21 protein-coding genes and 1 pseudogene are annotated in these 25,121 nt (G+C 39.2%); 4 read left to right on the forward strand and 18 right to left on the reverse strand.

From position 1 onward, the window contains the following. Positions 1–155: 155 nt before the first annotated feature. The 4 genes from FTU19_RS02160 to FTU19_RS02175 all read right to left on the reverse strand — a co-directional run bounded on the left by FTU19_RS02160 (position 156) and on the right by FTU19_RS02175 (position 4,014). Positions 156–1,790 carry a PglL family O-oligosaccharyltransferase gene (locus FTU19_RS02160; protein WP_180129993.1) on the reverse strand — a complete coding sequence of 545 codons (1,635 nt, stop codon included), beginning with the start codon at positions 1,788–1,790 and terminating at the stop codon, positions 156–158. 87 nt (positions 1,791–1,877) lie between these two features. Next, positions 1,878–2,615, reverse strand: coding sequence for a TfpX/TfpZ family type IV pilin accessory protein (gene tfpZ, locus FTU19_RS02165; protein WP_180129995.1), 738 nt, complete (start codon positions 2,613–2,615; stop codon positions 1,878–1,880). 75 nt (positions 2,616–2,690) lie between these two features. Next, complete coding sequence (locus tag FTU19_RS02170) at positions 2,691–3,425, reverse strand: IS5 family transposase (protein ID WP_180129998.1); 735 nt, start codon at positions 3,423–3,425, stop codon at positions 2,691–2,693. A gap of 151 nt (positions 3,426–3,576) precedes the next feature. Further along, positions 3,577–4,014: a pilin gene (locus FTU19_RS02175; RefSeq protein WP_180130000.1), complete on the reverse strand. Its 438-nt coding sequence runs from the start codon at positions 4,012–4,014 to the stop codon at positions 3,577–3,579. A gap of 780 nt (positions 4,015–4,794) precedes the next feature. Here FTU19_RS02175 and FTU19_RS02180 point away from each other — a divergent pair. Further along, entirely contained in the window at positions 4,795–5,253 is a 459-nt protein-coding gene (locus FTU19_RS02180) for a prepilin-type N-terminal cleavage/methylation domain-containing protein (protein ID WP_180130003.1), read from the forward strand. A 40-nt stretch (positions 5,254–5,293) separates the two neighbouring features. Here FTU19_RS02180 and FTU19_RS02185 read toward each other — a convergent pair whose 3' ends face one another. The 5 genes from FTU19_RS02185 to FTU19_RS02205 all read right to left on the reverse strand — a co-directional run bounded on the left by FTU19_RS02185 (position 5,294) and on the right by FTU19_RS02205 (position 11,384). Continuing rightward, entirely contained in the window at positions 5,294–5,650 is a 357-nt protein-coding gene (locus FTU19_RS02185) for a hypothetical protein (protein ID WP_180130006.1), read from the reverse strand. A 3-nt stretch (positions 5,651–5,653) separates the two neighbouring features. Beyond that, positions 5,654–7,711: a hypothetical protein gene (locus FTU19_RS02190; protein WP_180130008.1), complete on the reverse strand. Its 2,058-nt coding sequence runs from the start codon at positions 7,709–7,711 to the stop codon at positions 5,654–5,656. Continuing rightward, positions 7,708–9,645, reverse strand: coding sequence for a hypothetical protein (locus FTU19_RS02195; protein WP_180130011.1), 1,938 nt, complete (start codon positions 9,643–9,645; stop codon positions 7,708–7,710). Before FTU19_RS02195 ends, FTU19_RS02190 begins: the two co-directional genes overlap by 4 nt. Beyond that, positions 9,642–11,069: a site-specific integrase gene (locus tag FTU19_RS02200; protein WP_180130013.1), complete on the reverse strand. Its 1,428-nt coding sequence runs from the start codon at positions 11,067–11,069 to the stop codon at positions 9,642–9,644. Before FTU19_RS02200 ends, FTU19_RS02195 begins: the two co-directional genes overlap by 4 nt. Positions 11,070–11,234: 165 nt before the next feature. Next, on the reverse strand, positions 11,235–11,384 hold the full coding sequence (locus FTU19_RS02205) for an Arc family DNA-binding protein (protein ID WP_228153534.1): 150 nt from the start codon (positions 11,382–11,384) through the stop codon (positions 11,235–11,237). Between the two features lie 112 nt (positions 11,385–11,496). Here FTU19_RS02205 and FTU19_RS02210 point away from each other — a divergent pair, with 112 nt between their 5' ends. After that, the gene (locus FTU19_RS02210; protein ID WP_039047105.1) at positions 11,497–12,495 is read left to right on the forward strand and encodes an Arc family DNA-binding protein; all 999 of its coding nucleotides are present in this window, start codon (positions 11,497–11,499) and stop codon (positions 12,493–12,495) included. Between the two features lie 19 nt (positions 12,496–12,514). On the opposite strand, the gene FTU19_RS02215 is transcribed toward FTU19_RS02210, so the two are convergent. Then, positions 12,515–12,742: a helix-turn-helix transcriptional regulator gene (locus tag FTU19_RS02215; protein ID WP_180130016.1), complete on the reverse strand. Its 228-nt coding sequence runs from the start codon at positions 12,740–12,742 to the stop codon at positions 12,515–12,517. Positions 12,743–12,902: 160 nt separating this feature from the next. On the opposite strand from FTU19_RS02215, the gene FTU19_RS02220 reads away from it, so the two are divergent. Beyond that, positions 12,903–13,169, forward strand: coding sequence for a hypothetical protein (locus FTU19_RS02220; RefSeq protein WP_180130018.1), 267 nt, complete (start codon positions 12,903–12,905; stop codon positions 13,167–13,169). A gap of 102 nt (positions 13,170–13,271) precedes the next feature. Continuing rightward, positions 13,272–13,891: pseudogene (locus FTU19_RS02225) on the forward strand (HAD family hydrolase). A gap of 31 nt (positions 13,892–13,922) precedes the next feature. On the opposite strand, the gene FTU19_RS02230 reads toward FTU19_RS02225, so the two are convergent. The 8 genes from FTU19_RS02230 to gltB all read right to left on the reverse strand — a co-directional run bounded on the left by FTU19_RS02230 (position 13,923) and on the right by gltB (position 24,757). Further along, positions 13,923–14,708 (reverse strand): hypothetical protein, encoded by a 786-nt coding sequence (locus tag FTU19_RS02230; RefSeq protein WP_180130021.1) that lies wholly within the window; start codon positions 14,706–14,708, stop codon positions 13,923–13,925. A 98-nt stretch (positions 14,709–14,806) separates the two neighbouring features. Then, positions 14,807–15,166, reverse strand: coding sequence for an antitoxin Xre/MbcA/ParS toxin-binding domain-containing protein (locus FTU19_RS02235; RefSeq protein ID WP_005018086.1), 360 nt, complete (start codon positions 15,164–15,166; stop codon positions 14,807–14,809). A 291-nt stretch (positions 15,167–15,457) separates the two neighbouring features. Then, the gene (locus FTU19_RS02240; protein ID WP_180130024.1) at positions 15,458–15,970 is read right to left on the reverse strand and encodes a hypothetical protein; all 513 of its coding nucleotides are present in this window, start codon (positions 15,968–15,970) and stop codon (positions 15,458–15,460) included. Positions 15,971–16,288: 318 nt separating this feature from the next. Beyond that, complete coding sequence (locus tag FTU19_RS02245) at positions 16,289–16,849, reverse strand: TPM domain-containing protein (protein WP_180130027.1); 561 nt, start codon at positions 16,847–16,849, stop codon at positions 16,289–16,291. Beyond that, the gene (locus tag FTU19_RS02250) at positions 16,843–17,886 is read right to left on the reverse strand and encodes a TPM domain-containing protein (protein WP_180130030.1); all 1,044 of its coding nucleotides are present in this window, start codon (positions 17,884–17,886) and stop codon (positions 16,843–16,845) included. The genes FTU19_RS02245 and FTU19_RS02250 overlap by 7 nt, the downstream gene beginning before the upstream one ends. Before the next feature lie 36 nt (positions 17,887–17,922). Next, the gene (locus FTU19_RS02255) at positions 17,923–18,516 is read right to left on the reverse strand and encodes a LemA family protein (protein ID WP_004787108.1); all 594 of its coding nucleotides are present in this window, start codon (positions 18,514–18,516) and stop codon (positions 17,923–17,925) included. Positions 18,517–18,787: 271 nt separating this feature from the next. Beyond that, positions 18,788–20,209 carry an FAD-dependent oxidoreductase gene (locus tag FTU19_RS02260; RefSeq protein ID WP_180025542.1) on the reverse strand — a complete coding sequence of 474 codons (1,422 nt, stop codon included), beginning with the start codon at positions 20,207–20,209 and terminating at the stop codon, positions 18,788–18,790. A 72-nt stretch (positions 20,210–20,281) separates the two neighbouring features. Beyond that, entirely contained in the window at positions 20,282–24,757 is a 4,476-nt protein-coding gene (gene gltB / locus FTU19_RS02265; RefSeq protein WP_180130033.1) for a glutamate synthase large subunit, read from the reverse strand. Positions 24,758–25,121: the final 364 nt, after the last annotated feature.

A 25,121-nucleotide genomic window follows, 5' to 3' on the forward strand; every position in this document is an offset into this window, starting at 1 on the left:
AAGTGAAGGTAAAGAATGTTGAAGGGTGCAATCTAAATTTTCAGATAAAGTCATAAAAAAATGAGCGTATTTACATACACTCATTTTTACTACATTTTACTAATATTTGCTTAACTGACTGGCATTAAGCTCTTGCTGGCTTTTTTATATGAAATTTACCTTGGCATATCCTGAATCAATTCCTCATAACTGAGTTCGGTTTTTTGAATAACTTTTAAACGTTGCAGCTGATGCTTAGCTTCCTCTTCATAGCCATTAAAAGCTAGTAGTTTGGCGTATTTAATCAGATTATATTTAGTTGGATAACTTAATACCATCTGTTCACCTGCTTGAATCTGTTCAAGGGATGCTTTGCTATAAGGATTAAGACGAATCCAGTCAATACGATGATTAAACTCTGTTAGCAAATAGATTGGCTGTTGATTGGTGATTTTTTCAAGCTGTTGCTCATAACGAATACTTTGACCCAGTTTTGGCACAGCAACATCATAATCCCGATAGATCACAATCAATAACAGCAGCCCCAATCCGAAAATAAGTTTCATTGCTATAGCGGGCAAAGTAACAATTTTGATATTTGGATTTTGGGCTAGAACCGTACCAACAATAAACCCAACCGGTAAAAGAAAATAGGCATAGTGCTGCGGAAACTCAAACATGGCATGGGTAAGAAAAGCCCCAATCATCAAAATACCAATGACCGACTCAGGGGTCTTAACCCATCGCTGCATTTGATAACCCAAATAGCCGAAATAGGCTAAGAAAGGCAGACCAATAACCAGCCCATTCCACAGTAAGAAATCAATAATAAAGTTATGTGCACTGCGAATCCAGACTGGACCTTGCACCGTATCACTAATAGAGACAAAGGCGGCACTGGTCTGATACCAGCCGTAGCCAAACCAAGGTCGTGCCTGAATTGCCGTTAGCATTTGCTGCCAGATTGCCAGACGGGACATATCCCCTGTAGCACGCGCTACTACATCGCGGCTTTGCACTACCTGGGCATCCATGACCTGAGTCGCCAATTGACTTAGCAATGGAAAAGCGACAATACAGGAAATAAAAAAGATGAACCATGCTGTGCTGTAATACCATTTCAGGCGAATAATCCCTTTATATTGATAGAACGCTAAATACAATATGATCGCGATCCCAGCGACCCATGCTGTACGTGACTGACTTAAAGCAACTCCCATGACAATAATTGCAGCACATACAAATAACCATTTAGTCTGGATTTTTTTCTTTTCATAAAGGTATAAACAGCTCATCAATGCCATGACTAAAAAAGTCGCCATATTGTTTGGCTGGGCGAAATTAGCATAAGGTCGTTGGCTACCACTAATATTTACCATACCTGGTAGGGTGGCATCTAAGTTAGTCCACTGACACAAAGCAATTAAACCTGTGACTGTACCTGAAGCCAGAAACACATAACTCAAATTAGTAAAAGTTTCTTCTCGATTATAGTTTCCTGTAGATAGGTTATAGCCCAGCATGCTTGCTAGCCAGAAGCTCAATATATAGATTGATCCCATCATGGCTGTGCTAAAGAAAAACACTTGATCTACGACCAACTGGATAAGAGGAACACAAGACAGTAGTAATAAAGGTAAACCTACCGCTGGCAGTTTAATTTTTTCTTTTAAGAAAAGCGTTACTAATGCTAATAAAGCAAAAAACGCATATAACTCACCAGTATAAGTCACCCATGGGCGGTAGTGCACGGGTATTAGCCAGGCAAGGGAGATAAGAATTGCTGCAATGAGGGCAAGCGTGAATTTCATGGAAATATCAGGCGGTGGAAGTTTGGCACATGATAAACAAAAAGCAGATTAAAGGGTAATCTGCTTTTTTAGATACTTTAATTTTATTTAGTTCCAAGGACGGAGATCAACAATTTTCACAACTTTAGCTTTTTGTTTATTAATTAAAACAACCATATCTATTTCACTTGCTTTTAAAGGAAGCCAAGCATTAGCTTCAGGATATTCTATTAAAATTCTTTCAACTACCATTTTTGGATTGTATTGTTTCAGCTCATTTAAATCATGAGAGTTTTTTCGAATCAATTGTGATTGTTTAATTATTGGCTCATATAGGGTAGGTTGCATACTTGGTGAAATACCTGTTTGCAATTCAAAAAATGTGCGATCAGATTTTTCTTGTTCATTTTCTGCAACTTTAACAGCAATCCATTTAGGGTTTAAAAAGCCTAGATAATTATATGGTACAGGAGCATTTTTTAATATTTGTTGTGGGATATTATTTGCCTGAATAAGTTCAAATCGCATTGTGTCAAATACAATCCAAACAGGACGACTAATAATAATATTATACATACCATATGCTAATGCAGAGATCTGGAATATACCAATAACCAATAAATCAAATTTAAGAGTTTTTTTTCCTTTTCTTGCAATGAATAATGTTAATAATGGGCCTAAAATTACATCGATTATAAGCATCATAAAAAAAATATTAGTGACGCCTACCGCTTTAGCCAAAGGTTGTGGATGCCAAACATAAAAAACTATACCTAAAAAACAAACAGCAACACAAATAGACAAGAATAAATGTACCAAGAAATATTTAAATTTTTTCAACCACATAAATTGTTCTACTTTCAAAATTAAGTATTAGGGTCTGTTGACATTTCAAGTATAGAATTTACCCGATAAAGGTAGTCAAATAAATATACAAGCTAATGCAACTGCCCCTTCATAGCTACACTTTAGCTTATCATATCGTGTTGCTATTCCTCTGAACTGCTTTAACCTACAAAATGCATTCTCAACTAAGTGTCTGATTTTATATAAATACCAATCCATATGATTATTATTTGACTGAGTATTTGATTTTCTTGGAATATTCGCTTTAGTTTTTTTCGCAGATATTTGTTCTCTTAATGATTCAGAGTCATATCCTTTGTCTGCACAACATACTTCCGTTTCACTCAAATCAAGTTTTTCAATCATTTTGGGAGCAATCTTGACATCATGTATCGTTCCATCGGAGATAATAATTTCGATTGGATTGCCATCCGCATCAACAGCTAAGTGTATTTTAGAACTATTTCCACCAATGCTTTTAGAGATATCCTGATCTTTTATTCCAGCAGAATGTTGGTGTGCCCGAACATGACTACCATCAATAAAAACCCATTCCATATCTGCATTTGAAGAAATTAATTTAAATATTTTCATTAACTTATGATTTTTACACCAACGACTATATTTTTTAAAGATTGAATTATACGAACCAAATTCTTTAGGCAAATCACGCCATGGGCAGCCTGTTCTTATTCTATAAAGTATTGCTTCGACAAAATTTCTCAAATTAGATTTGAAATAGATATCAAAATTTCGGAAAATAGAAAGTAACTTAGACCAGTGTTGATCATTCAGCATTGTACGGGGCATAGCGAGAAGTAAATTTGGTTTGGCGATTAAATTTTACTTTCTCGCTATTTTTTTGAACAGAAAATGTCAACACACCCTAGTAAAATTTTTTAAATATTATATCTGTCTAAATTAAAAAAGAGAGCTAATGCTCTCTTTTTTAAACTAACTATTATTGACAGCTAGTTGGTAAGCGTTTCGCTTCAATACCAGTAGCACCAGCACCAGGGGCACAAGTCCACCCTGAAATTTGACCAGTTGCAGCGACTATTGAAGGAGTTAAAGTCATAACTTTACCGTTATTAGCCCCATTATCAAAGGTAACTTGAATTACTGAAGGTGTCGTTGGCTCAGTAATTGTAATAGCATCTCCACCAGTTAAAACTACACCTCCAGCTGAAAAATACTTACCCTCTAACAAAGCTGCAGCCGCTCCAACATCATCCGTAGGTAAAGGCCAACGATTTCTATCCGCTACAAATGTCCCAATATCAGACTGTAATCCAGAAGTTGCTTTAAAGCCTTCAGATGCTTGAGCACGAGCTGTATAATCTTGATAAGCTGGAAGTGCAATTGCAGCCAAAATACCGATAATTGCTACAACAATCATTAATATATAACATTCCATAAGTCATTTTATATGGACACATATTAAGTTATTGAATTACCTTGTTTTACTTCATTATCCATCATGTCCATATGGACATGCTTTTAAAAAGACAAATTTTCCCAATTTGTCCATATTAGAAAATAGCTTTTACTTGGTGTGATAGGATGATTTTTTGTAAAAGCAGACTAGTCGTGAGATATTTTAAAATTTTGATAAGCTAAAAATAGAGTAAAAAATTCAGACTCATTTATAAGCCAACTTCTGTATTTCTTCTTTATGCTGAAGAATCACACGTCTTGCATGATGCAGAACAATACGTCTACTCTCTTCGTCATCACCAAATTGTATGGGAAAAACTTTTACAGCTGGACGAGGTATTCGCTCGGTAGTTTTGAAGTCTTTTAGCCGTTTCACTCTATTATTCCCTATATATGAAGTATTCAGCATAGGACAGTATTTTTCAATTTCAAAGTGAATTAGTAAGCAAATAAGCAAAACAATTCAACTAACAAGCACACATCTGCTTAGCTGCCAATAATTTAGTTATTCCTACTACCAATAACTTCCATATTTATCTTCCTCAAAACCAACAAAACTGACATTTTTCGTCACTTAGTTACATAAACTTACTTATGTACATACTAAGATTTTTAATATATTGAACAATGTATTGATTTAACAAGAAATAATTGAGTAATATGTTTTGGCACACTTTGTGCAAACTATAAACTAGCTTACAAAGCTTATAAATAAATTAACAAAACATTTGTGGAGAATGTTATGAACGCTCAAAAAGGCTTTACGTTGATCGAGCTTATGATTGTTGTCGCTATTATCGGTATTTTGGCTGCGGTTGCGATTCCTCAGTATCAAAATTACACTGTAAAAGCAAAAGTTGGAAAAGCGTTAACAGCTGTTAATACTTTAAAGATGGAAGTAGGTTTATGTGCTCAAGAAACTGGGGCTTTAGCCAACTGTGATGCTGGTGATAATGGTGTTACAGCCAATGATGACTTTACAGCCACTCAGGAAGTTAAGTCTGTTGCGACAACAGATGGTGTAATTACTGTCACATTAGAAGATGGTATTAATGCTGCTGGTGTTGATGGTAAAGGAATTAAATTTATTCCAACATTAGGTAATACAGGTATTACTTGGTGTGTTGCAACTGACGTAACTCATGCTGCCGCGAAAGATTTAATTGAGAAAAACAGTGTAGGCACGTGTACTTACGCATAATAAATTTATAAATAATTTTCATTTTTAATAAAGAAACGCATCAAATTCGATGCGTTTCTTTTAAGTCAAAATTTTCTAGCAATAGAGAATTGCACTTTTCTAGCAGTTTCTCATAATCTTCCCTAAGCTGTTCATAATCACTTTTCACAGCTTTTGTCTTAGTTTTCGCTTGCTCAATCCGTTGTGCAGGCGAAAGAAGATTTTGCCCTGCTGCCTGTGCAGCTTGCTCAATTGCCTCAATTAATGCTGCATGACGGCTCTTTTTAATCGAGCCTCGTTTACGTCCAGCCTCCATTGCAACCGTATCGTTATTAATCGCAGAGCCTTTCGGTAGAACAATCGGTTTGTTGGCTTTTAATCGCTCTAAAGCAGCGTAATAATCATTAAGTGCACTCATATTTTACACCTCAATATTAATCGTTTTAATTTTTTGAATCATTTTGTTTAAAGCCAAAATCTCACTGTCCATTTGCCCGTATAGCAGACTGTTCTGTACTTGCATATCTCGCTGCCGTTGTAGTCGATGAACCGCTTTTTGCATTTTTTCAGCACTTGTTGCATCAAACACAGCATGGGCACAACTCAAACAACTGGTAATCGCAGTAAATGAAATTTTTTCGCAAGAATCAGGATTAGTACAAGCACCAAACAGGCTAGTCTTGCAAGCAATTTCTGCTTTTTTCATACGCTTGATGGTTTCATCACGATTCGGAAATACTGTGAGTAATTGCTCGCGGTCTTTTTGCAGCTGCAAATAGGTTCCTGCACCACCGAGCAAACGACTAGCACTATTAATTACACCATCTTCAAATTGTGCATAAGAATGCACCAAACGTTGATATTCCAACTCTTGAAGAAACTCTTTTTGACTGTCACTCACTAAAATATTCGGTGCAAATACCGCATTATTACGGTAATACAACGTCATAGACTCTGTTAGATGCTTAAATTGGACTGACAAAGCGCCAAGTCCGATCATGCCTGAACGAGCGCCATAAACTGCAAGCGAACGCCTGAATTGATGGGTACAGATATTCCAGTACTCACCAACTTGGCAGTCTTTTTCTTCTCGCCAATTGCGGAAACCATCAAAAGCTTCAAGCTCGGCGATATCACTTTCTGTGATTTTCAACCCATCTCCAAGCAAGACAGAAATACGGCTTAAATACTGATTAAAATTAGACTGTGTTCGAGTCGGAGCACCTGAAAAATTGGAAATAAAATCCGTTTCATTTTTAATATTTCGATTATTCTTATGCCGATGTTTTTGTGAATATCGTGTTGGAAATAAAGGATATTCACTAGGATTAGAAAAATCGTAATGCGGATTAAATAAGGCGTAGATTTCACCAATACTTTGTGCTGCATTCACGCCAAATTTAACGTCCTCAAACGTGATCCAATAGGTGGACTTATTACCACCACCATGTAACTTGGAGGTATAGCCCATTAACACATGCACAAGATGCTCATTGCTCTGAACCGTTTGATAGCAGTCATAAGACAGTTGATTAACTTCATTATCCCGCATACCTGTAAATAGATGAATCCAAAGTTTGGCCATGCCTTGAATCAACGTCATATAACGAGTGAGATTGGCATGTTTTTGAATCTGATGATTCTCAAAAAGCTGAGTTAACCCCAGCAAATCACGTGCATCGTTGAAACTTATCGCTCGTTTAGCACGTCTAAACTCAACAGGCATCAGGGCAAAATTTACATCTTGCTGAATCCGTTGAAACCATTTCAGCAAAGCAGGCGCATTTTGATTAAACTCGTTTAATAAATCTGCTAAAGCATTAATTAAGGCAATATAAATACGTGAAGGAATAAGTTTTGTTTGCGGGCCGACTTTACCTGATCGCAAGCGTATTTGTGCAGCAAGTCTTGCTAAATTCTCAATCGGTTTATATATACTAAACGCAGGAATGAGCAATGGGTACTGCTGCTGTAATGCAAAACAATCAGTTAAAAATGCTTTGATGTGATTAGCTCTTTGATAACTGATACCAGCATAAGCCTCATGCACTTTCGCAATATAACCTGCATCACTAAATAATTGTGTCAATGTGCAACCATTGCGGTAAGCAATTGCAGCAAACTGTCGCAAGACAAGATGGCGTTGCTCAACACTTTTAATAATCGACTTACCTGATTTTATATAAAGCAACGTAAAAATGATTTTTTTCATTTCAGCACGTATTTGACAGAAGAGAAAATCATTCTCACGAGCATGTTTCAACCAGCTCTTAAAATTTAATTTACAGTGACACTTCGGCAGATAGGGTGAAAAGTCCCAAACATCATCGCCAAATTGAGATAATGTTGTGCCATTTGACATACGGGATAAAATAAAGCTTGTGGGAACAGTCAGCTGATTATTCTCCAAACGATATTCATCTGGTAAAAACTGCTCAGCAACGCCACTGGCATACAAATACGAATTAAATGAACTCATGATATCCACCCCAAATCAATTAGCAATTCAAAATGATTCAGCCAATACGCATCTAAATCACCGCTTTCTACTTCTTCTTGAATTGAAAAAATACGATTACGTAAATTTTCATAAGTATTTGATAAATCGTTGAGTACTTCGTCAATTCGGTGTAGTACAACCCCAAACTGCTGTTCCCACTTGATTAAGTCCGTAGCTTTTTGTTTAACGTAGCCGAGCAGGCTTTTCAGTGATAAAAGCTTACGCACATCTTCGTCATCTGCATGGATTGCATAATGTTGACAAAAAAGACAATGCTCAAATTGCTGACAATTGGGTGTAGGGGCTTGCGCGGTAAAACCTGTTGCTTTTTCAGGTTGTAGACTGATAGTCGTACAAGCCCCGACAGGTAAGGTTTGAACATCAGCAGTCTCATCTAACGTTTGTACAGGAATACGCTCAACGGTTCGAGTTTGTGAAACTGCAACTTCTCGCAGTTCATAAAAGAATTGTGAAATCTGTTGGCTTGCATCTTTAAATGAAGTTCGACTGTAGTTTTTCTTCGCAGTATCGAGTGAGTGTCCCATTTTTTCGACTTCAAGCAATAAATCGCCATCGCTCAATTCAACATATTGACTGCTAACATGCTTGCGCCACTCTTGTGGGGTGATCCAAGCCATTTTCGGGAAAATACGCTGCAAAAATCTTTTAAGTAATTGAAGTTTATTATTTCCAATTGCGCTTAATTTTCTCACTTCATTACGTAGCGGAAATACAAAATCACATGACTCATCTTGAATATACCAAGCGCGAAGTTCTAAAATTTTTCTAAAAATCGGCTCAAATTTAACTCCAAACTCTGGCCGTACTGTCTTGCCTCTTGCACGGCTTTTCGTTCCTGAAAAGCGTCGGCCTTGTGTACTCGGTAGGATTTCCATCGTATCAAGGTGTAACTGTTGAGCAGTGTCTAGATTTGCTCCAGTTTGTGCAATAAATAACAGCATGCCGATGGTCAGGCCGTAGGATGCAAGTCTTTCACGCTCTAAATGCCGCTTATTTTTGTTGCGTTCTTCAAGTTTACGAATCGCTTGATTGCGGTTTTCACGTACACGCTTTCGATGCTCACTATCTTCTTCTAACTCAAAATCAGCTAGCATTTTTGACAAAGATGGAATAGCCGTATATTTAGCTAGATACCTCTGCATATCGAACTGAATATGCTGTTTTTCAATTTGATGATGAAAGCCCGAGTAAAAATAAAAATCTTCTTCATCTACAGATTGAAAATGCGCAGGAAAGTCATTTTCTTGTACAACAATACGATGAATTTCAAGAAAGACATTCAACAAAGTTGCATAAGTTTTTTCATGATCTTCTTTAGCGATTGGCAAAATAGGCACATCATAACGCTGAGACTGTACTTGCATCGCTTGACTAGAAATATCAATTTCATGACAATCAAATACATATGCTATCAGTTTTGCAACATAACGCTGATACTGCTTTGCGGTATGCGCAGCCAAGTTATCTTCATCAGTGTCCGCAAGCAAAGTCCGATCAACCAGAGATTTACTATAGCGACGATAGGCATCGATAATGCTGTCCTTATCGGATAAATCAAAAATTTTCTTTTGTTGATCAATCCAATCCAAAAACATCTTGATGATGCAATAGAACAACCCTTTTGATAGGTCCGATCCATCCATTTGCAGTAGATAATCTGTAAAACATTTTAAAAAATAGCGTCTTTTTTCATCAAAAGAAGCGACAAGCTCATTGTCTGATACATCGAAAGAACATGCTCTTTTAGCAAAAAAGAATGTACCAATATCTAAAGTTCTAAAAGAAAATGAGGCCGTTTTATCTTTGAGCACGAGTATTAAATGCTCATGCTCAGTAATCTGTTTATGAATATCAGTGATATGTACAAACAACGGGGTACGAATAAAATTCATGACAAATCTCCTGCTAAATCCACAGAGGACTTGACGTATTTCATCAAGCTAGACTCATACTCATGCTGAATTTTACTGCGCCATTGCAACCGTGATTGATAGTTCAAATACTGTAAAGTCGTGCTGATGTTGCGATGTCCCATCCGAGCTTGCACATACTCAACAGCGGTCATAGCAGAATGCTCTGCAGGTAGATGCTGTAACTGACTTTCCAGCAGATTCATCCCAAAACTGGCACGTAAGTCATGGAATTTGAAACTTTTAAATTGTGGATCAATTAGACGAATTTCAGGCAATAACACCATTTTTAAATAACTACGTACTGCTTCACCTTCATAGATTTTCAGTCGAGTCTCAAAGGAGTCAGATGCTTTGATCTTTTCAGTTAACTTCTGCTGTTCAGCTTTGCTGGTGTAGAAAGGTGTACCAAGCTTGGTGAGAAACACATAGTTTTCATCCGAGTCGCCATAATTTGATTTCTGTCTACGCAGACGCGCTTTCTCACTATTGATATAGATTTTAAGATCTTGTACTAACCAATTTGGAATCAAAAGTGTCATCGGCTTTTGAAATTTAGTGTCCACACCTGTACCCGCTCCAACGGGCAGACGAATAAAGCCATGACTATCAAGCTCACAACCAATTAAGTTTTTGATTCGCAAAGTACAAATCGTTTGTAAACGAGCACCTGTAAACAATGCAAGATAAAACATCAATTGATATTCACGTGATGATTTTTGCAGTGCTTTTAATATAACAGCCTGCTCTTCAACAGTAAGTGGGCTTAATTCACCACCGTCAATAATGGCTTCAGAATTCGGAGCCTTGGCTGGAACATGTATCGCAAGATCATGCGACTTAATTGCCATTTTTCGACGTGCGCCAAACTCATTATCCACGGCAATATATTTGTAGACATCTTTAAACGGTATGCCATAGCGCTGATGATCAACTAAGTCTTTTGTGACAAGAAATCGATAAAAATTCACTACCGCATTAATTCGATTACTCGCAGAGCGAGCTGAAATTAGACCTGCATTCGCTTGCTCAATAAGACGAGTGCGATATTTAAAAATCGCATTTGACTGTTTTAGTTTGTGGAATTTCAAACAGTCCAGTTGCTCATCTTCTAAAAAACGCTGAAAATCAACCAACTGATTGGCAATAGATGCAAATGTTTTAAAATCATACTGTATTGTTTGCTCAAGTTTTTTCAGCAAATACAGATTAAAAACGTCAGAAGGGCTACCATCTCCTTGAACAATTACAGGGAATTCAAGGTAAGCATCACCATGTTTTTCAAACGCTGCATCATTTAAATAACGGGTTGCATTAACCAACGTCAATAACTGAAATTTTTTAATGGTCACGACTTTGGCTTTTGATTGGTAGCGTGACTGACCATTTTTAAGTTTAGTGCTCATTTTGAGCCTCCTGTTTATTAAAAAACAGGCAAAAAGTGACCTTGGGATAGGATTGACAAAAATGCCCCTATCCATCAAAATCGAAGTGTCTAGACGCCAATCAAGACATTCATAAAAGCTCATGTTCCCGCATGGGCTTTTATACTTTTTGCCGAATGAAAATAATTACTTTTTTGTCAATTCTCTCTGTTCCTCTTTTCTTAATCGTTCCAATTCTGTAATAAAAAAAGCATTCATTGACTGATGTCTTTGCTTTGCCATTTGTTTGACCCAAGAAACTAAATCTATGGGTAAACGAAGATTCGTCTGTTTCATGTGCATCACACCAATTGTTAGCATATTGCTAACATAGCAATATGCTAACACTTATGTCAACTCTTTTTTTATAGCATAATGCTAGTGCTATTTTTTACCGACTTAAAAATGTATGAGTAAGAAAGATATCCAATTTAATCTTCGTATTCCTGAAGAGCTAAAAGCTAAAATTGATGCTGCAGCGAAAGCGAATCAACGCTCTATCAATGCAGAAGCGACCTCTCGACTTTACGATTCATTCGTCATGAATGACAATATTCAAGTTGAAGCAGCAAAAATCGTTGAAAACTTTCTTCGAGCTCGATCTCCGACAGAGCGAAAAAAAGTGGTAGCTGAACGTTTAAATTTTGTATTAAGTGAATTGAAAAAAATTTATCATTTCAATGAATTTACAATTGCTGAATTAGCTTTTGAGATCAATGAAGATACGGCTGATGAGGCTGAAGCATGGTTTAGAGCAGAATTAGAACCCACCTTCGGACAATTGGAAAAAATAGCGCAACATACTTCAGTGAATCCAAACTGGTTACTCTTTGGTAAACAGACTCCCTATGATATTCAGCACATACGTTTAAATGAATATTTAGATCAAGATATAAAGCTGCTTTTAGGTTCAGACCCTAGTAATGAATATTTATCTGCATCAAAAGTGAAAGAAATAAAATTTATTCGCGAATTATCAGAAACAGGGCAGTTAATTATTCTTAAAATTTATGAAAATTACGCAGTTGAGACTTTTTATCCCCCATATCATATCAGTGACGTAAATGGTGTTGGTGGATATAACTCATTGTTATATTTTTGTTTATTGACCAAAGTACTGTTGCGATATTATAAATCTAAGGTGAATGTATATAGTCATCTGCTTTCAGAAGAGCAGTTTAAACTTATTTTGACTGGAACAGTTCATCCCTTAACAATTGCAGAAAAATTACATCATATTCCTTGGGTTGATGATTTAGCGGATAGACTCCCAAATAAAAATTTAGATTATTGGGATGGTTTTGATACGTTAAGAGCAAGAATACTACGAGACTTTGCAGCGAAAGAATACATTCAGGAAATTTGGAATGATCCCGAGTTGTATTTAAAGCATCCTATTGAGTTTTAAAAAAGGGATGAAATTTTACTTAAGTGCCATCCCTTTTTCTAGACTCATTGGTATATTCAAATAAATCCTGCATATTACAATTAAAATATTCACATAAGGTATCAGCGACTGAAAGCTCAATTCGTACTGCACGATCATAGTAAAGACTTGTTAGCGTATTACGATTGATACCAGTCGCTTGAGCTACCTCACTTAGCTTTAAAATTTTTCGCTCACCCATCAAATTTGACAACCTACAACTAATCATAACAACCTTTAAATTAAAAAATTAACCTATAGCAAGTTAATTTAACTTGATAAACAACTTTCATCATGCTAATTTAACCTACAGCAGGTTATATTGTTTTATTAAAAAACAAATTAGCCGTTCTAAATTTCATTATATAGTTTTTTAAGGAAGTTCAACTATGAATAACTACTTTTCTCCAAAATTCTCTGTTTCTGAGGAAGTTCGTTCAACTGCTGTTGCACTAATCAAAGAGTTTAATATTGACCGTACATTTGATTTAGCTTTGTTTCTGAATGTTAATCCCAACTTAAATGACCAAGATGCGACTTTAGCGTGGGTGAATTATTTTGAAAAAAATCAAAATGATATCAGTGATTTCAATCTTGTTAGACGCCACTTTATGAAAAATTTTCCTAAAATTATGTTTACAAACTTTAGTGAATAAAATAAACAAAGGGAGATATCAAATATCTCTCTTAATTTTTAACTGACCTTCTTATTATAATCTCGATTAAAAGTGAAACTTAATTTAATTGGTTGTAAAAATATGGATTCATCGATAAAAGCAAGTCATATTGAGCCATCGGTCATTGCTTTTGACGTGTTTGGTACACTTGTAAAAATAGGGGAAAGACGTTCCCCATATAGAAAATTAATGAAATGGCTAAAAGAACATGGACGACAACCAAAACCTGATGATGCCAAATTTATTATGTCCCACAATTTAAATTTGGCAGAGCTTGCAAAGCGATTAGCAGTAAATATTCCAGACCAATTTTGCAAGAACTTGAGCATGATTTAGATAAAGAGTTACGCTCTATTACACTGTATGAAGATACCTTATCAACTTTGGAAGAATTAAAGAAATTAGGGATTGAATTGGCATTATGCTCAAATTTAGCTATGCCATATGGAAAAATTGTTTCTCCATTATTACCGCCCCTTGATGCTTATGCTCGGAGTTATGAAGTTGCTGCAATTAAACCTGAGTCGAAAATCTATCAGTCACTCATTAACCAACTAGGTTGCCAAGCTTCAGAAGTCCTATTTATTGGGGATACAGCACTTGCAGATTTTACAGGGCCGACAGCATTTGGTATGTCTGCTAGATTGATCAATCGTCAAAATGGTCAAACATTGGCAGAAGTTTTAAGCGACATACTTTAACAACTCGTGGACGCCACCTAATAGTGAATACTCACAGCTCCTCATCTTTCCATTTTTTAAATTCTGCAATTCGTTCTTCAAGCTCCCTCGTCCATGCTGGTTTTATATGTGGCACATTTAGGCGCTCAACACCTTGATGGTCAAAAAACTTATACACCTTTGCCGCCAACTTGATAAACGCCTGTTCAAACGTATTTGCCCAAACATCTAAACGATAATCATGATAATGCTCTTGGTATAATTTACCACCATCTTCTACTTTATTGAGATGTGAGCCAGTTTCTAAATAAATCACTAATTGCCCATTATCTTCATCATTATATGCACCGTGATAAACATTTTGGCAGTGCCCCCATGTATTCCAGTGCCATGATGGTACATCACCAATAACCGTCCAAAAAGCTGGGTGTGTATCAATAAAATGATAGGCAGTTAAAAAGTCTGTTGGATTTGCGAGATATGCTTGCTCATTTTCAAAGGCAGTCTGTAAAGCAGATTGTAAATGCTCAAATTTATTTTTATCGGTGTAGGAAAACAAACTACTAGAAAGATACTCAGAGGTTTTAAAAAATAAGCCTCCACTCTCTTTATCCTTACCAAAATATTGATAAACCTCTGGTAAAATCTGTAAATCTGTAGGTTTGACATGATGGATCTGGTGTTGTACGTCTTTTAAGCTTTCATGAATTGCTTCCATACGATCAGGGTAAGTGACGACAAGTTTCGTATCTCGCAGTGATAAAATTGCTGGTTCAGTTATTTGGGGTAACTGTTCTAACAGCCAGTCTGGTAATTGTTTTAATTCAGTCGGTTGCATTTTTAGTTATCCTTTTTTAAATAATTCCAACTTGTTACATGCGTTACACAACATAATTTGTGAAAGTTGATTGTAAGTTAGTCCATAGGAGTATATTGTCACTCAAGGGCTTCAACAAAATTAAGAACAGAAATCAAGCCACTCATCGTTTCTATTTGATGAATTGGGATACCGCTAGTGACTCTATTTTCGGACGTTAAAAAAATCTTCATCGCAGCCTGATCACCACCTGTCAAAGCATGTAAAGCCTGGTATAGACGAATCAGCAACAGTGCTAATTTCCCCTGTTTAGAATTTGGATCTAATTCAGGTTGGTTTTGCAATTGAGTGATTGCCTCAACATCCATATCTAGCACTATTGCGAGCTGAGACTGACTAAGGGAAAGTAGTTTAGCAGCCCTAAGTACTGACTTTCCCAATACAGCTGCTGGTACTACCTGCTGTTCCAATAACGTCATAGCATCACCTCAAGCTCTAATTTTACTGATCAAGCCTTAAATCTAACAATATCATACAAATTTCTAGATAAAACGATCACCTATTCCTGTTCGTAGCATACCGGTTATTCTTACTTGTTAGACGACCAGAAATAGTCACATAAGCTAATTTTGCCGACACCTGATGATTCATACTTACACCACGCCATGCTGCTTCCAAGGCAAGTTTTTGATGAACAATGATGGAACACGAACAATAAATCGACCACTATATTAACCAAGGTGGGCATTTTTACACTGCCGCTAACACAGCTATCTTCCTATTTTTTTAAAATAGGTTTCACATTTTGAAGCGAGGCCAAAATTATATTTTAAAGCGGTATTGGCTCTAGCTGTTGCATATTCAATACCTTGAATTTCACGCTGCTGAGCAAAAACTTGAATCGCAGGATGTAACTGTTCTGAGCAACTAGCATCGTTGCTAAAGTATTTTAAAGTCTTGGTATTGGAAAAATATATTGCAGCAAACAATCGCCCATCTTTAAACACAATCGCGGATGAAGCATCTAAAGTGCTTCCAGACCGACCTTCATAATACAGCGCCTCATCTGTTTTCAGTAAATATGGCGCTGAGTAATTGTCAAAATTAGATTGAAATTTTAGATAATCATGCTTTAACAATGTTTGAAGTTCTGTTTGGATTTTTGGATTCAAAACAATTTGAGGAATTGATGAAATATCTGAATATTGAATGAAGTCTAGTTCTTGAGCATGAGTAAAAACGGAGATTGAAAAAAGTAGAAAAAGATAATAGTGATTCTTCATATCTAATTTATTATTTTTATGTCCATATTGACTTACTTATGGATTGTTCATTTTATATGGACACTTATGGAGTATCAATCAGGGTAAAACCCTTTTGTACTGTATTCATAACATTCTCCACAAATGTTTTTGTTTATTTATAAGCCTAAAGAAAAGCTCATTTAGCTTAATTTTATATTTAGCACTAAGTATGCCAAGTTTTATTATAATAAAATTGAGAGAAAAAACAGCACTTTAAAAAAATATTTTTATTTTTGTAATTTTTGTGTTTTCTTTTGTGTAACCAACTGACAAAAAATGTCAGTTAGTTGACTAAAATCACCCCAATATAATCGGTTTATTCCCTAATTCATTTTCTAAATCATCTATTTTTCGATCATAGTAATGATCTAAAACCTGTCCAATCTGTTCCACGCCTTCAATTACACCTTCTTTAAACTTCTGCTGGACTAAATGCTGAATAATATTTTGGCATATTTCATCCCAAACTTGCTGGGTCGTCGCATTCTTAATTCCCCGATCAATCACAATTTCAACTTTATGATCACAGAGGTTTAAATATAAAAGCACGCCACTATTATGCTCTGTATCCCACACACCGAGTTCAGCAAAAAGTTGTCGGGCACGACAAAGCGTATCTTGATAATAAGCAGATCGAGAAGGCAAACATCCTTCGATCACCACCTGAATCTCCCCAACATGCCCATGCTCCGCTTCCTCCACAGCGACTGCAATCGCATGCTGATCCTGCTTGGAGAAAAACCGCTTGGTTGCAGGCATATAAAAGAAGTGCTTAAGCCAGCGCTTAAAACTTGGTTGAGCATGCTCTTCCAGCTTAGGCTGCGTGACAATATCTGTTGTATCTGTAGTTGTTACCATGAGCCTGATGCTCCTCCCCCACCAAAACCACCGCCGCCTCCACCGAAGCCGCCGCCTCCAAAACCACCACGTCCACTACCACCGCCACGACCTCCACCTGCCATGAAAGCATGCAGGATCAACTGAGCAAGTGAGGTCACGAGCAAAAAGAAAACTCCAGCACCAATTAATAGGCTAGCGACCAATCCCATACCATTGACTAACCCGGCTGCGGTACCCGCTACTGCAGCAGTGGCCGCACTCAACTTCCTGCCAAAGATCATGGAACCAATGACACCAGCGACGATAATAAAAATAACCGAACCAAAAGTCGCTTGAGATGCTTGCTGTGCTTTATAAGCCTGTTCCTGACGTTCTTTAAGCTCAGCCGCTGCTTGAGCTGCAATCTCAGGATCTAGATTTAGAATACGCTCGATTTCTGCCAGACCGGCATCTATCCCTTGCGCATACTGACCCTGCTTAAACAAAGGTGTAATTTTGTTATTAATAATCCGTCCAGCCACAATATCTGGCAAAACACCTTCTAACCCATATCCAGTTAAAATCTGGATACGATGGTCATTTACCGCAATGGTCATTAACAAACCATTATCATGTTCTTTTGAGCCCAATTGCCAGCGATCCGCCACACGCATGGAATAGTCAAAAATATCTTCCTGGCCCGTAGTAGGGACAATCACTACGCCGATCTGAGCCTTACCTGCCTGATAGAGATTAATGATTCTTTGACTAAGTTGCTGTTTTTCTGCTGCCGTTAATAAATTTGCCTGATCAATCACCGGTTCATTCATGCTGGGCAAGTTGCGCTGAACCTGACCTTCTGCCATATCATTGACAATTTGGGGCTGCGGTGCTGTATCTGCAGATTCTACATTTTGATCCGTAGTATTCGTTTTAGGCTGCAAAATTTCACGTGCAACAATCACTTCTTCTGTATCAGTTGCTGTTGCTGTTTCACTCCAGGCAGGATTCATCAGGCTCATAATGAGGCTGAGAAATAGACCTATATAAAGTTTTACAGCGCTTATATGCATCATTGCAGCCACCTTATTAGTGATTACCCAAGATCAAGCTTAGTCAAATGAAACCTTAGGTGCCTGTTGCGCACTCTGCTCTGCACTAAAGTTTGGCTTGGTATCCATTCCAATGACTTTGGCCGTCATCACCTGCGGGAACTGACGTGCATAAGAGTTAAAATCTTGTACAGTCGTAATATAACGGTTACGCGCTACCGCAATACGGTTTTCAGTACCCTCAAGTTGTACCTGTAAATCGCGGAACTGCTCATTGGCTTTTAGATCAGGATAATTTTCAGTTACTGCCAGTAGACGTGACAAGGCACTGGTCATTTGTGCCTGTGCTTCCTGATAGCGCTGGAACAGTTCAGGATCTTCCAGCACTTCACGATCAACTTTCAAACCTGCAACATTGGCACGTGCCTGAGTCACTTCAGTCAATACCTGCTCTTCATGTGCGGCATAGCCTTTGACAACATTCACTAAATTTGGCACCAAGTCAGCACGACGCTGATACTGGTTTTGTACTTCAGACCATGCCGCAGTCACCGCCTCATCCTTAACTTGTAAGGTGTTATAGCCACAACCTGTAAGCGTCAGGGTACTGGCTAACATCAGAGCAATGAAAGATTTTTTTAATACAGGAATCATCTTTTCTCCTCAATTCTTTATTGATATTTATTTAATTAATTTGATTTTAAACATATTTTTCTCATTTTTTGTTAATTTTTATAATTTTTTACTTATATCGTTTTTATTCCTTCTGTTTTGCTTCAGAGCTACGAATTAATATTGGATATATCTATAAGTTCAAATTCATATTTTATAAGCTCATAGGATTAAGCTAACCAAATATTCAAAACAAAGAAAAATAAAAAAACCCGCCGTAGCGGGTTTTTTTTAAATAGATGATTAAATTAGATTAAATATCAAGATAATCGAGAATACCTTCTGCAGCCTGACGACCTTCCCAGATCGCAGTCACCACCAGGTCAGAACCACGGACCATGTCGCCACCAGCAAAGATTTTTGGATTTGAGGTCTGGAATTTGTATTGCTGTTGTTCAGCTGCAAGTACGCGACCAGAACCATCCAGATTGATTTCTACATCAGTGAACCAGTCTGCTGGGCTGGTACGGAAACCAAATGCCAGCAATACCGCATCTGCAGGCAGAATTTCTTCTGAACCTGGAATTGGTTCCGGACTACGGCGGCCACGGCTGTCTGGTTGACCCAGTTGAGTCGTTACCACTTTGACGCCAGTCACTTTGCCATTTTCACCCACGATTTCGATAGGTTGACGGTTGAACTGGAATTCCACACCTTCTTCACGCGCATTTTTTACTTCACGACGTGAACCCGGCATATTCGCTTCATCACGACGATAAGCACAAACCACTGACTCAGCGCCTTGGCGGATCGAAGTACGGTTACAGTCCATCGCGGTATCACCACCACCCAAGACAATCACTTTTTTGCCTTCAACGCTGATGTATTCGGATGGGTCTTTTTCCCACCCCTGGCAACGGTTCACGTTAGCAATCAGGAAATCCAGTGCATCATAGACGCCATCCAGATCTTCACCAGCAAAGCCACCTTTCATATAAGTGTATGTTCCCATACCCATAAAGACAGCATCATAGTCAGCAAGTAACTGGTCAATGGTGACATCTGTACCAATTTCAGTATTCAGACGGAATTCAACACCCATACCCGTGAAGATTTCACGACGGCGTTTCATCACGTCTTTTTCCATCTTGAATTCTGGAATACCGAAAGTCAGCAGACCACCAATTTCAGGACGTTTATCAAATACAACAGGTTTAACACCATTACGTACCAGAATATCAGCACAGCCTAGACCGGCAGGACCTGCCCCAATGATAGCAACTTTCTTGTCAGTCCATTTCACATGAGACATGTCTGGACGCCAGCCTAAAGCGAAAGCGGTGTCATTAATATATTTCTCGGCATTACCAATGGTGACTGCACCAAAACCATCATTCAAGGTACAAGCACCTTCACACAGACGGTCTTGAGGACAAACACGACCACAGACTTCTGGCAAAGTATTGGTTTGGTGACACAGTTCTGCTGCCTGGAAAATACGGCCTTCTGCCAGTAACTTCAACCAGTTTGGGATGTAGTTATGAACCGGACATTTCCATTCACAGTACGGGTTACCACAACCTAGACAACGATGTGACTGATTTGCAGCCACTTCTGTTGTGAAAGGTTTATAAATTTCCACAAATTCTGCTTTGCGGACGTCAATCTCTTTTTTCTCTGGATCTTGGCGTGCGACATCCAGGAATTGAAAGTCATTATTTAGGCGTTCTGCCATCTCTCTCTCCGTGGGTAGACCCAAGGCTTTATTCGCATTACCTTAGGTCTGCCTATATCTGCAGTAGTGGAATTATTGTGGATCAGCTTGAGTTGTTTTCAACAAGGTCAATAAGTTAGCTGCTTTTGGTTTTACCAGCCAGAACTTACGACTATAGAAATCAAACTCATGGCGGATCTTGTACGCCCAAGCACTACCTGTTTCTGCAATATGTTCATCTAAAATGCGAAGCAAGAAGGTCTGATGTTCTTCCATCGCTTCAGTTGAGATACGGTTCAGTTCAATCAACTCGTGGTTGTAATGATCTACAAAATCATTGTCCAGGTCCAATACATAAGCAAAACCACCGGTCATACCTGCACCGAAGTTATGACCTACTTTACCTAGGACAGTCACAATACCGCCAGTCATATATTCACAGCAGTGATCGCCTGCACCCTCAATCACGGCGAAGGCACCGGAGTTACGAACTGCAAAACGCTCACCTGCAGTACCTGCAGCAAACAATTTACCACCAGTCGCACCATACAGACAGGTATTACCAATAATTGCAGTATTTTGAGTCTGGAATGGCGAACCTTTTGGCGGGAAGATCGAGATACGGCCACCTGCCATACCTTTACCCACGTAGTCGTTCGCATCACCTTCCAGTTTCAGATGCAGACCACCCGCATTCCAGACACCGAGTGACTGACCCGCTGTACCAGTCAGATTTACTTTAACTGGATGTGCTTCCATACTCAGGTTGCCATAACGTTTGGCAATTTCACCTGACAGACGTGCACCAATCGAACGGTCACAGTTACCTACTGTAAAGCTGTATTCACCGCCTGTACCTGCTTCGATTGCTGGCAGAATTTCCTCTACCATTTTCTCAGCCAAAATACCTTTATCGAATGGTTCATTACCCTGTACTTCACAGTACTGTGCTTTGCCTTCTGCTGCTGGATGTGACTCTAGCAGTTTGCTCAGGTCAAGGTGAGCATGTTTGTCAGTTTCACCTGGCAGGATTTCCAGTAAGTCGGTACGACCAATCAGGTCTTTCAGGCTAGATACGCCAAGTGCCGCCAACCATTCGCGAGTTTCTTCAGCAATGAAAGTGAAGAAATTGATCAGCATTTGAGGTTCGCCGATGTAGTGCTCTTGGCGCAGATGATCCTGCTGAGTTGCAACACCGGTCGCACAGTTATTCAAGTGACAGATACGCAGGTATTTACAGCCCAATGCGATCATTGGCGTTGAACCAAAACCAAAGCTTTCTGCACCCAGAATTGCTGCTTTCACAACGTCCAGACCGGTTTTTAAACCACCATCGGTTTGTACACGGACTTTACCACGCAGGTCGTTTACACGAAGTGCTTGATGCGCTTCACTTAAACCTAATTCCCATGGAGAACCCGCATGGTGAATCGAAGACAATGGAGATGCTGCTGTACCACCGTCATAACCGGAAATAGTAATGAAATCGGCATATGCTTTCGCAACACCTGCTGCAATCGTACCTACACCCGGTTCAGATACCAGTTTCACCGATACCATCGCTTGTGGATTAACTTGTTTCAAGTCAAAGATCAACTGAGATAAATCTTCGATTGAATAGATATCATGATGCGGTGGTGGTGAAATCAGAGTAACACCCGGAACTGAATAACGTAAACGGGCAATCAAGCCATTCACTTTACCACCTGGCAACTGACCACCTTCACCTGGTTTTGCACCTTGAGCTACCTTAATTTGCAGTACTTCTGCTGATGTTAAGTACGCTGGAGTTACACCAAAACGTCCGGATGCAATCTGTTTGATTTTCGAGTTACGGATGGTGCCATAACGCGCTGGATCTTCACCGCCCTCACCAGAGTTAGAACGACCACCGATAGTGTTCATAGCAATCGCAATCGCTTCATGTGCTTCAGGAGATAGTGCACCCAAAGACATACCCGCAGAGTCAAAGCGAGGCAGGATCTCTTCCACAGATTCCACTTGTTCGACTGGAATCGAGTTGTCTGTTTTCAGTTTAAATAAGTCACGGATCGTTGCGATCGGACGGTTGTTCACCAGTTCTGCATATTCTTTAAAGTCAGCATAATTACCAGAACGTACTGCTTTATGCAGTGAGTTAATCACGTCCGGGTTAAACGCATGGTATTCCTTGCCGAAGACAAATTTCAGCATACCACCCTGATCGATTGGCTTACGGTTTTTCCATGCCAAATCTGCCAGTTGTTTCTGGTCATTTTCAAGGTCAGCAAAAGTTGCACCCTGAATACGACTCGGAACACCTACGAAGCATTTGCCCACAACTTCATTGGATAGGCCAACTGCTTCAAACAGCTGACCGCCACGGTAAGAAGCCACAGTTGAAATACCCATCTTAGACAGGACTTTCAGCAGACCTTTTTCAATCCCCTTACGGAAATTGTTTTGTGCATAGACCGGATCACCTAGCAATTCACCTTTAGCCACCAGATCATTGATCACGTCATATGCCAGGTATGGATAAATTGCTGTCGCGCCAAAGCCAAGCAGAACGGCAAATTGATGTGGATCACGGGCGAAACCGGTTTCAACAATCAAATTCGCATCAGTACGCAGGCCAGTATTGATCAGATGATGGTGTACTGCACCAGTAACCATCACAGCATTGGCTGGCAAGAAACCTTCACGGATTTTCTTGTCTGAAAGTACCAATAAAGTTTTGCCGTCACGAATCGCTTGCGCTGATTCTTCGCAAATACGAGCAATCGCAGCTTCTAGGCCTTCAGTTTCAGCATAGTTCAGATCAATATCCGCAATCTCATAACCTGTACGACCTAGCGTACGGATCTGATGCATTTTTGAATTAGACAGGACCGGACTTGAAATAATCAGACGGTCTGCATGTTCTGGACCCTGTTCGAAAACGTTTTGTTCACGACCTAAACAGGTTTCTAGTGACATTACAATCGATTCACGTAATGGATCGATTGGCGGATTCGTTACCTGTGCGAACTGCTGACGGAAATAGTCTGATACATGACGTACCTGACGTGACAGAACCGCCATCGGGGTATCATCACCCATAGAACCCACAGCTTCCTGACCGCTTTCAGCGATTGGACGCAGTAACTGGTCACGTTCCTCGAAAGTCACCATGAACATTTTCTGTGCCGCTTTCAGGTTGTCACCTTTCAAGCCTCGCTCACATAGATATTCTTCCAGCTCAGGGCTACCTTGTAGACGTACAGCATTTTCACGTAACCATTCACGGTACGGACGCATACGTTTCAGGTGATTATTCACATCCTGAGTATCTAATACTTTACCGGTATAAGTATCGATCACCAGCATTTGGCCAGGACCCACACGTCCTTTAGAAATGACATCTTCAGGTTCATAACCCCATACACCGATTTCTGACGCCAGTGTGATGTAGCCATTTTTAGTGATGACCCAACGTGCCGGACGCAAGCCGTTACGATCCAGCATACAGATCGCATGACGACCGTCTTGGATAACTAAACCAGCAGGGCCATCCCATGCTTCCATATGTTTAGAGTTGAACTCATAGAATGCACGTAAATCAGCATCAAGCGTTTCAACGTTCTGCCAAGCAGGTGGAACCAGCATACGTAGCGCACGGAACAAATCCATACCACCACCCACGAGGATTTCCAGCATATTATCCAGACTAGATGAATCTGAACCAGTACGGTTTACGATTGGACTCAGCTCAGTCAGACCTGGCAGTAACGGGTTTTCAAATTTAGGCGTACGCGCCATTGCCCAGTTACGGTTAGCCGTAATGGTATTGATCTCACCATTATGTGCCAGGTAACGGAATGGCTGAGCCAATGGCCAGCGTGGCAATGTATTGGTAGAGAAACGTTGGTGGAAGACCACGATATGTGATGCCAGACGCTCATCAGCCAAGTCAGTATAGAAGTCAGCAATAGCTGCTGGCATCATCAGACCTTTATAGCTGATTACAGTTGAGCATAAGGTCGTCACATAGAAGTATGAATCACTGGTTAACTGCTGTTCAGCACGACGACGCGCAAGGAACAATTTACGGTTGAATTCAACTTCAGTCACACCGATTGGGCAGTTCACGATGACCTGCTCAAAAGCCGGCAAAGACTGCATTGCAATCTCACCGAGCGCATCATTATTCGTCGGTACAACACGCCATGCGATAACGCGACAGCCTTCTTCTTCAATTTCTTTCGTCAGGACTTGTTTTGCATGTGCGGCTAATGCTGGATCCAGATTCAGGAATACTGTACCCACAGCAAAAATCTCACTTAAGGTAATGTCGCTTAAGCGTTTGGCCTCTTCACGGAAGAATTCTTTAGGCATTGCCAGCAATAGACCACAACCATCACCGGTCTTGCCATCAGCAGCAATACCGCCACGGTGGGTCATACAACTTAGACTATGAATTGCGGTCTTGACCAGATCATGACTGGCATCACCCTGCATATGGGCGATCAAACCGAAACCACAGTTATCTTTAAACTCATCCGGTTGGTATAAACCTTGAGCGGGAGCTACATTATTAGGCGATGGCATGTGCATAGCGTACCCTTCTTTTCACTAAGCCCGATAGGCTATTAAACAATCTAAATTCTGCTGTGCGTGACTGTCTGATTTACTCGGCAAGCTAAGCAGCTTTATAGAGCAAAATATCATTGAGTATCTTTTCAACATAATCCTTTTTCAGACGGAATGCATGAAAAATAACATTCATTTTGCTGATGGATAAGATAAAAATAAGCAACAAAGATGACAATTACGCCTATTCATCGAATCATTTTCGCGCCAAAACAGGGAGATTAATTCAATTCATGCACCAATAAAGCAAATTTCATGCCAACTTAAGGAGCAAAAATCAAAACAACACAAATGACAAAGATTTAGCCTACAAAAGGAAAAT

This window comes from Acinetobacter sp. YH12072 (assembly GCF_013419565.1).
Lineage (GTDB): Bacteria > Pseudomonadota > Gammaproteobacteria > Pseudomonadales > Moraxellaceae > Acinetobacter.

What these genes read in the sequence shown, in the direction of transcription:
- FTU19_RS02160 (WP_180129993.1), bottom strand. Translation starts at nt 1,790, where the DNA reads ATGAAATTCACGCTTGCCCTCATTGCAGCAATTCTTATCTCCCTTGCC.
- tfpZ (WP_180129995.1), bottom strand. Translation starts at nt 2,615, where the DNA reads ATGTGGTTGAAAAAATTTAAATATTTCTTGGTACATTTATTCTTGTCT.
- FTU19_RS02170 (WP_180129998.1), bottom strand. Translation starts at nt 3,425, where the DNA reads ATGCCCCGTACAATGCTGAATGATCAACACTGGTCTAAGTTACTTTCT.
- FTU19_RS02175 (WP_180130000.1), bottom strand. Translation starts at nt 4,014, where the DNA reads ATGATTGTTGTAGCAATTATCGGTATTTTGGCTGCAATTGCACTTCCA.
- FTU19_RS02180 (WP_180130003.1), top strand. Translation starts at nt 4,795, where the DNA reads ATGAACGCTCAAAAAGGCTTTACGTTGATCGAGCTTATGATTGTTGTC.
- FTU19_RS02185 (WP_180130006.1), bottom strand. Translation starts at nt 5,650, where the DNA reads ATGAGTGCACTTAATGATTATTACGCTGCTTTAGAGCGATTAAAAGCC.
- FTU19_RS02190 (WP_180130008.1), bottom strand. Translation starts at nt 7,711, where the DNA reads ATGAGTTCATTTAATTCGTATTTGTATGCCAGTGGCGTTGCTGAGCAG.
- FTU19_RS02195 (WP_180130011.1), bottom strand. Translation starts at nt 9,645, where the DNA reads ATGAATTTTATTCGTACCCCGTTGTTTGTACATATCACTGATATTCAT.
- FTU19_RS02200 (WP_180130013.1), bottom strand. Translation starts at nt 11,069, where the DNA reads ATGAGCACTAAACTTAAAAATGGTCAGTCACGCTACCAATCAAAAGCC.
- FTU19_RS02205 (WP_228153534.1), bottom strand. Translation starts at nt 11,384, where the DNA reads ATGAAACAGACGAATCTTCGTTTACCCATAGATTTAGTTTCTTGGGTC.
- FTU19_RS02210 (WP_039047105.1), top strand. Translation starts at nt 11,497, where the DNA reads ATGAGTAAGAAAGATATCCAATTTAATCTTCGTATTCCTGAAGAGCTA.
- FTU19_RS02215 (WP_180130016.1), bottom strand. Translation starts at nt 12,742, where the DNA reads ATGATTAGTTGTAGGTTGTCAAATTTGATGGGTGAGCGAAAAATTTTA.
- FTU19_RS02220 (WP_180130018.1), top strand. Translation starts at nt 12,903, where the DNA reads ATGAATAACTACTTTTCTCCAAAATTCTCTGTTTCTGAGGAAGTTCGT.
- FTU19_RS02230 (WP_180130021.1), bottom strand. Translation starts at nt 14,708, where the DNA reads ATGCAACCGACTGAATTAAAACAATTACCAGACTGGCTGTTAGAACAG.
- FTU19_RS02235 (WP_005018086.1), bottom strand. Translation starts at nt 15,166, where the DNA reads ATGACGTTATTGGAACAGCAGGTAGTACCAGCAGCTGTATTGGGAAAG.
- FTU19_RS02240 (WP_180130024.1), bottom strand. Translation starts at nt 15,970, where the DNA reads ATGAAGAATCACTATTATCTTTTTCTACTTTTTTCAATCTCCGTTTTT.
- FTU19_RS02245 (WP_180130027.1), bottom strand. Translation starts at nt 16,849, where the DNA reads ATGGTAACAACTACAGATACAACAGATATTGTCACGCAGCCTAAGCTG.
- FTU19_RS02250 (WP_180130030.1), bottom strand. Translation starts at nt 17,886, where the DNA reads ATGATGCATATAAGCGCTGTAAAACTTTATATAGGTCTATTTCTCAGC.
- FTU19_RS02255 (WP_004787108.1), bottom strand. Translation starts at nt 18,516, where the DNA reads ATGATTCCTGTATTAAAAAAATCTTTCATTGCTCTGATGTTAGCCAGT.
- FTU19_RS02260 (WP_180025542.1), bottom strand. Translation starts at nt 20,209, where the DNA reads ATGGCAGAACGCCTAAATAATGACTTTCAATTCCTGGATGTCGCACGC.
- gltB (WP_180130033.1), bottom strand. Translation starts at nt 24,757, where the DNA reads ATGCCATCGCCTAATAATGTAGCTCCCGCTCAAGGTTTATACCAACCG.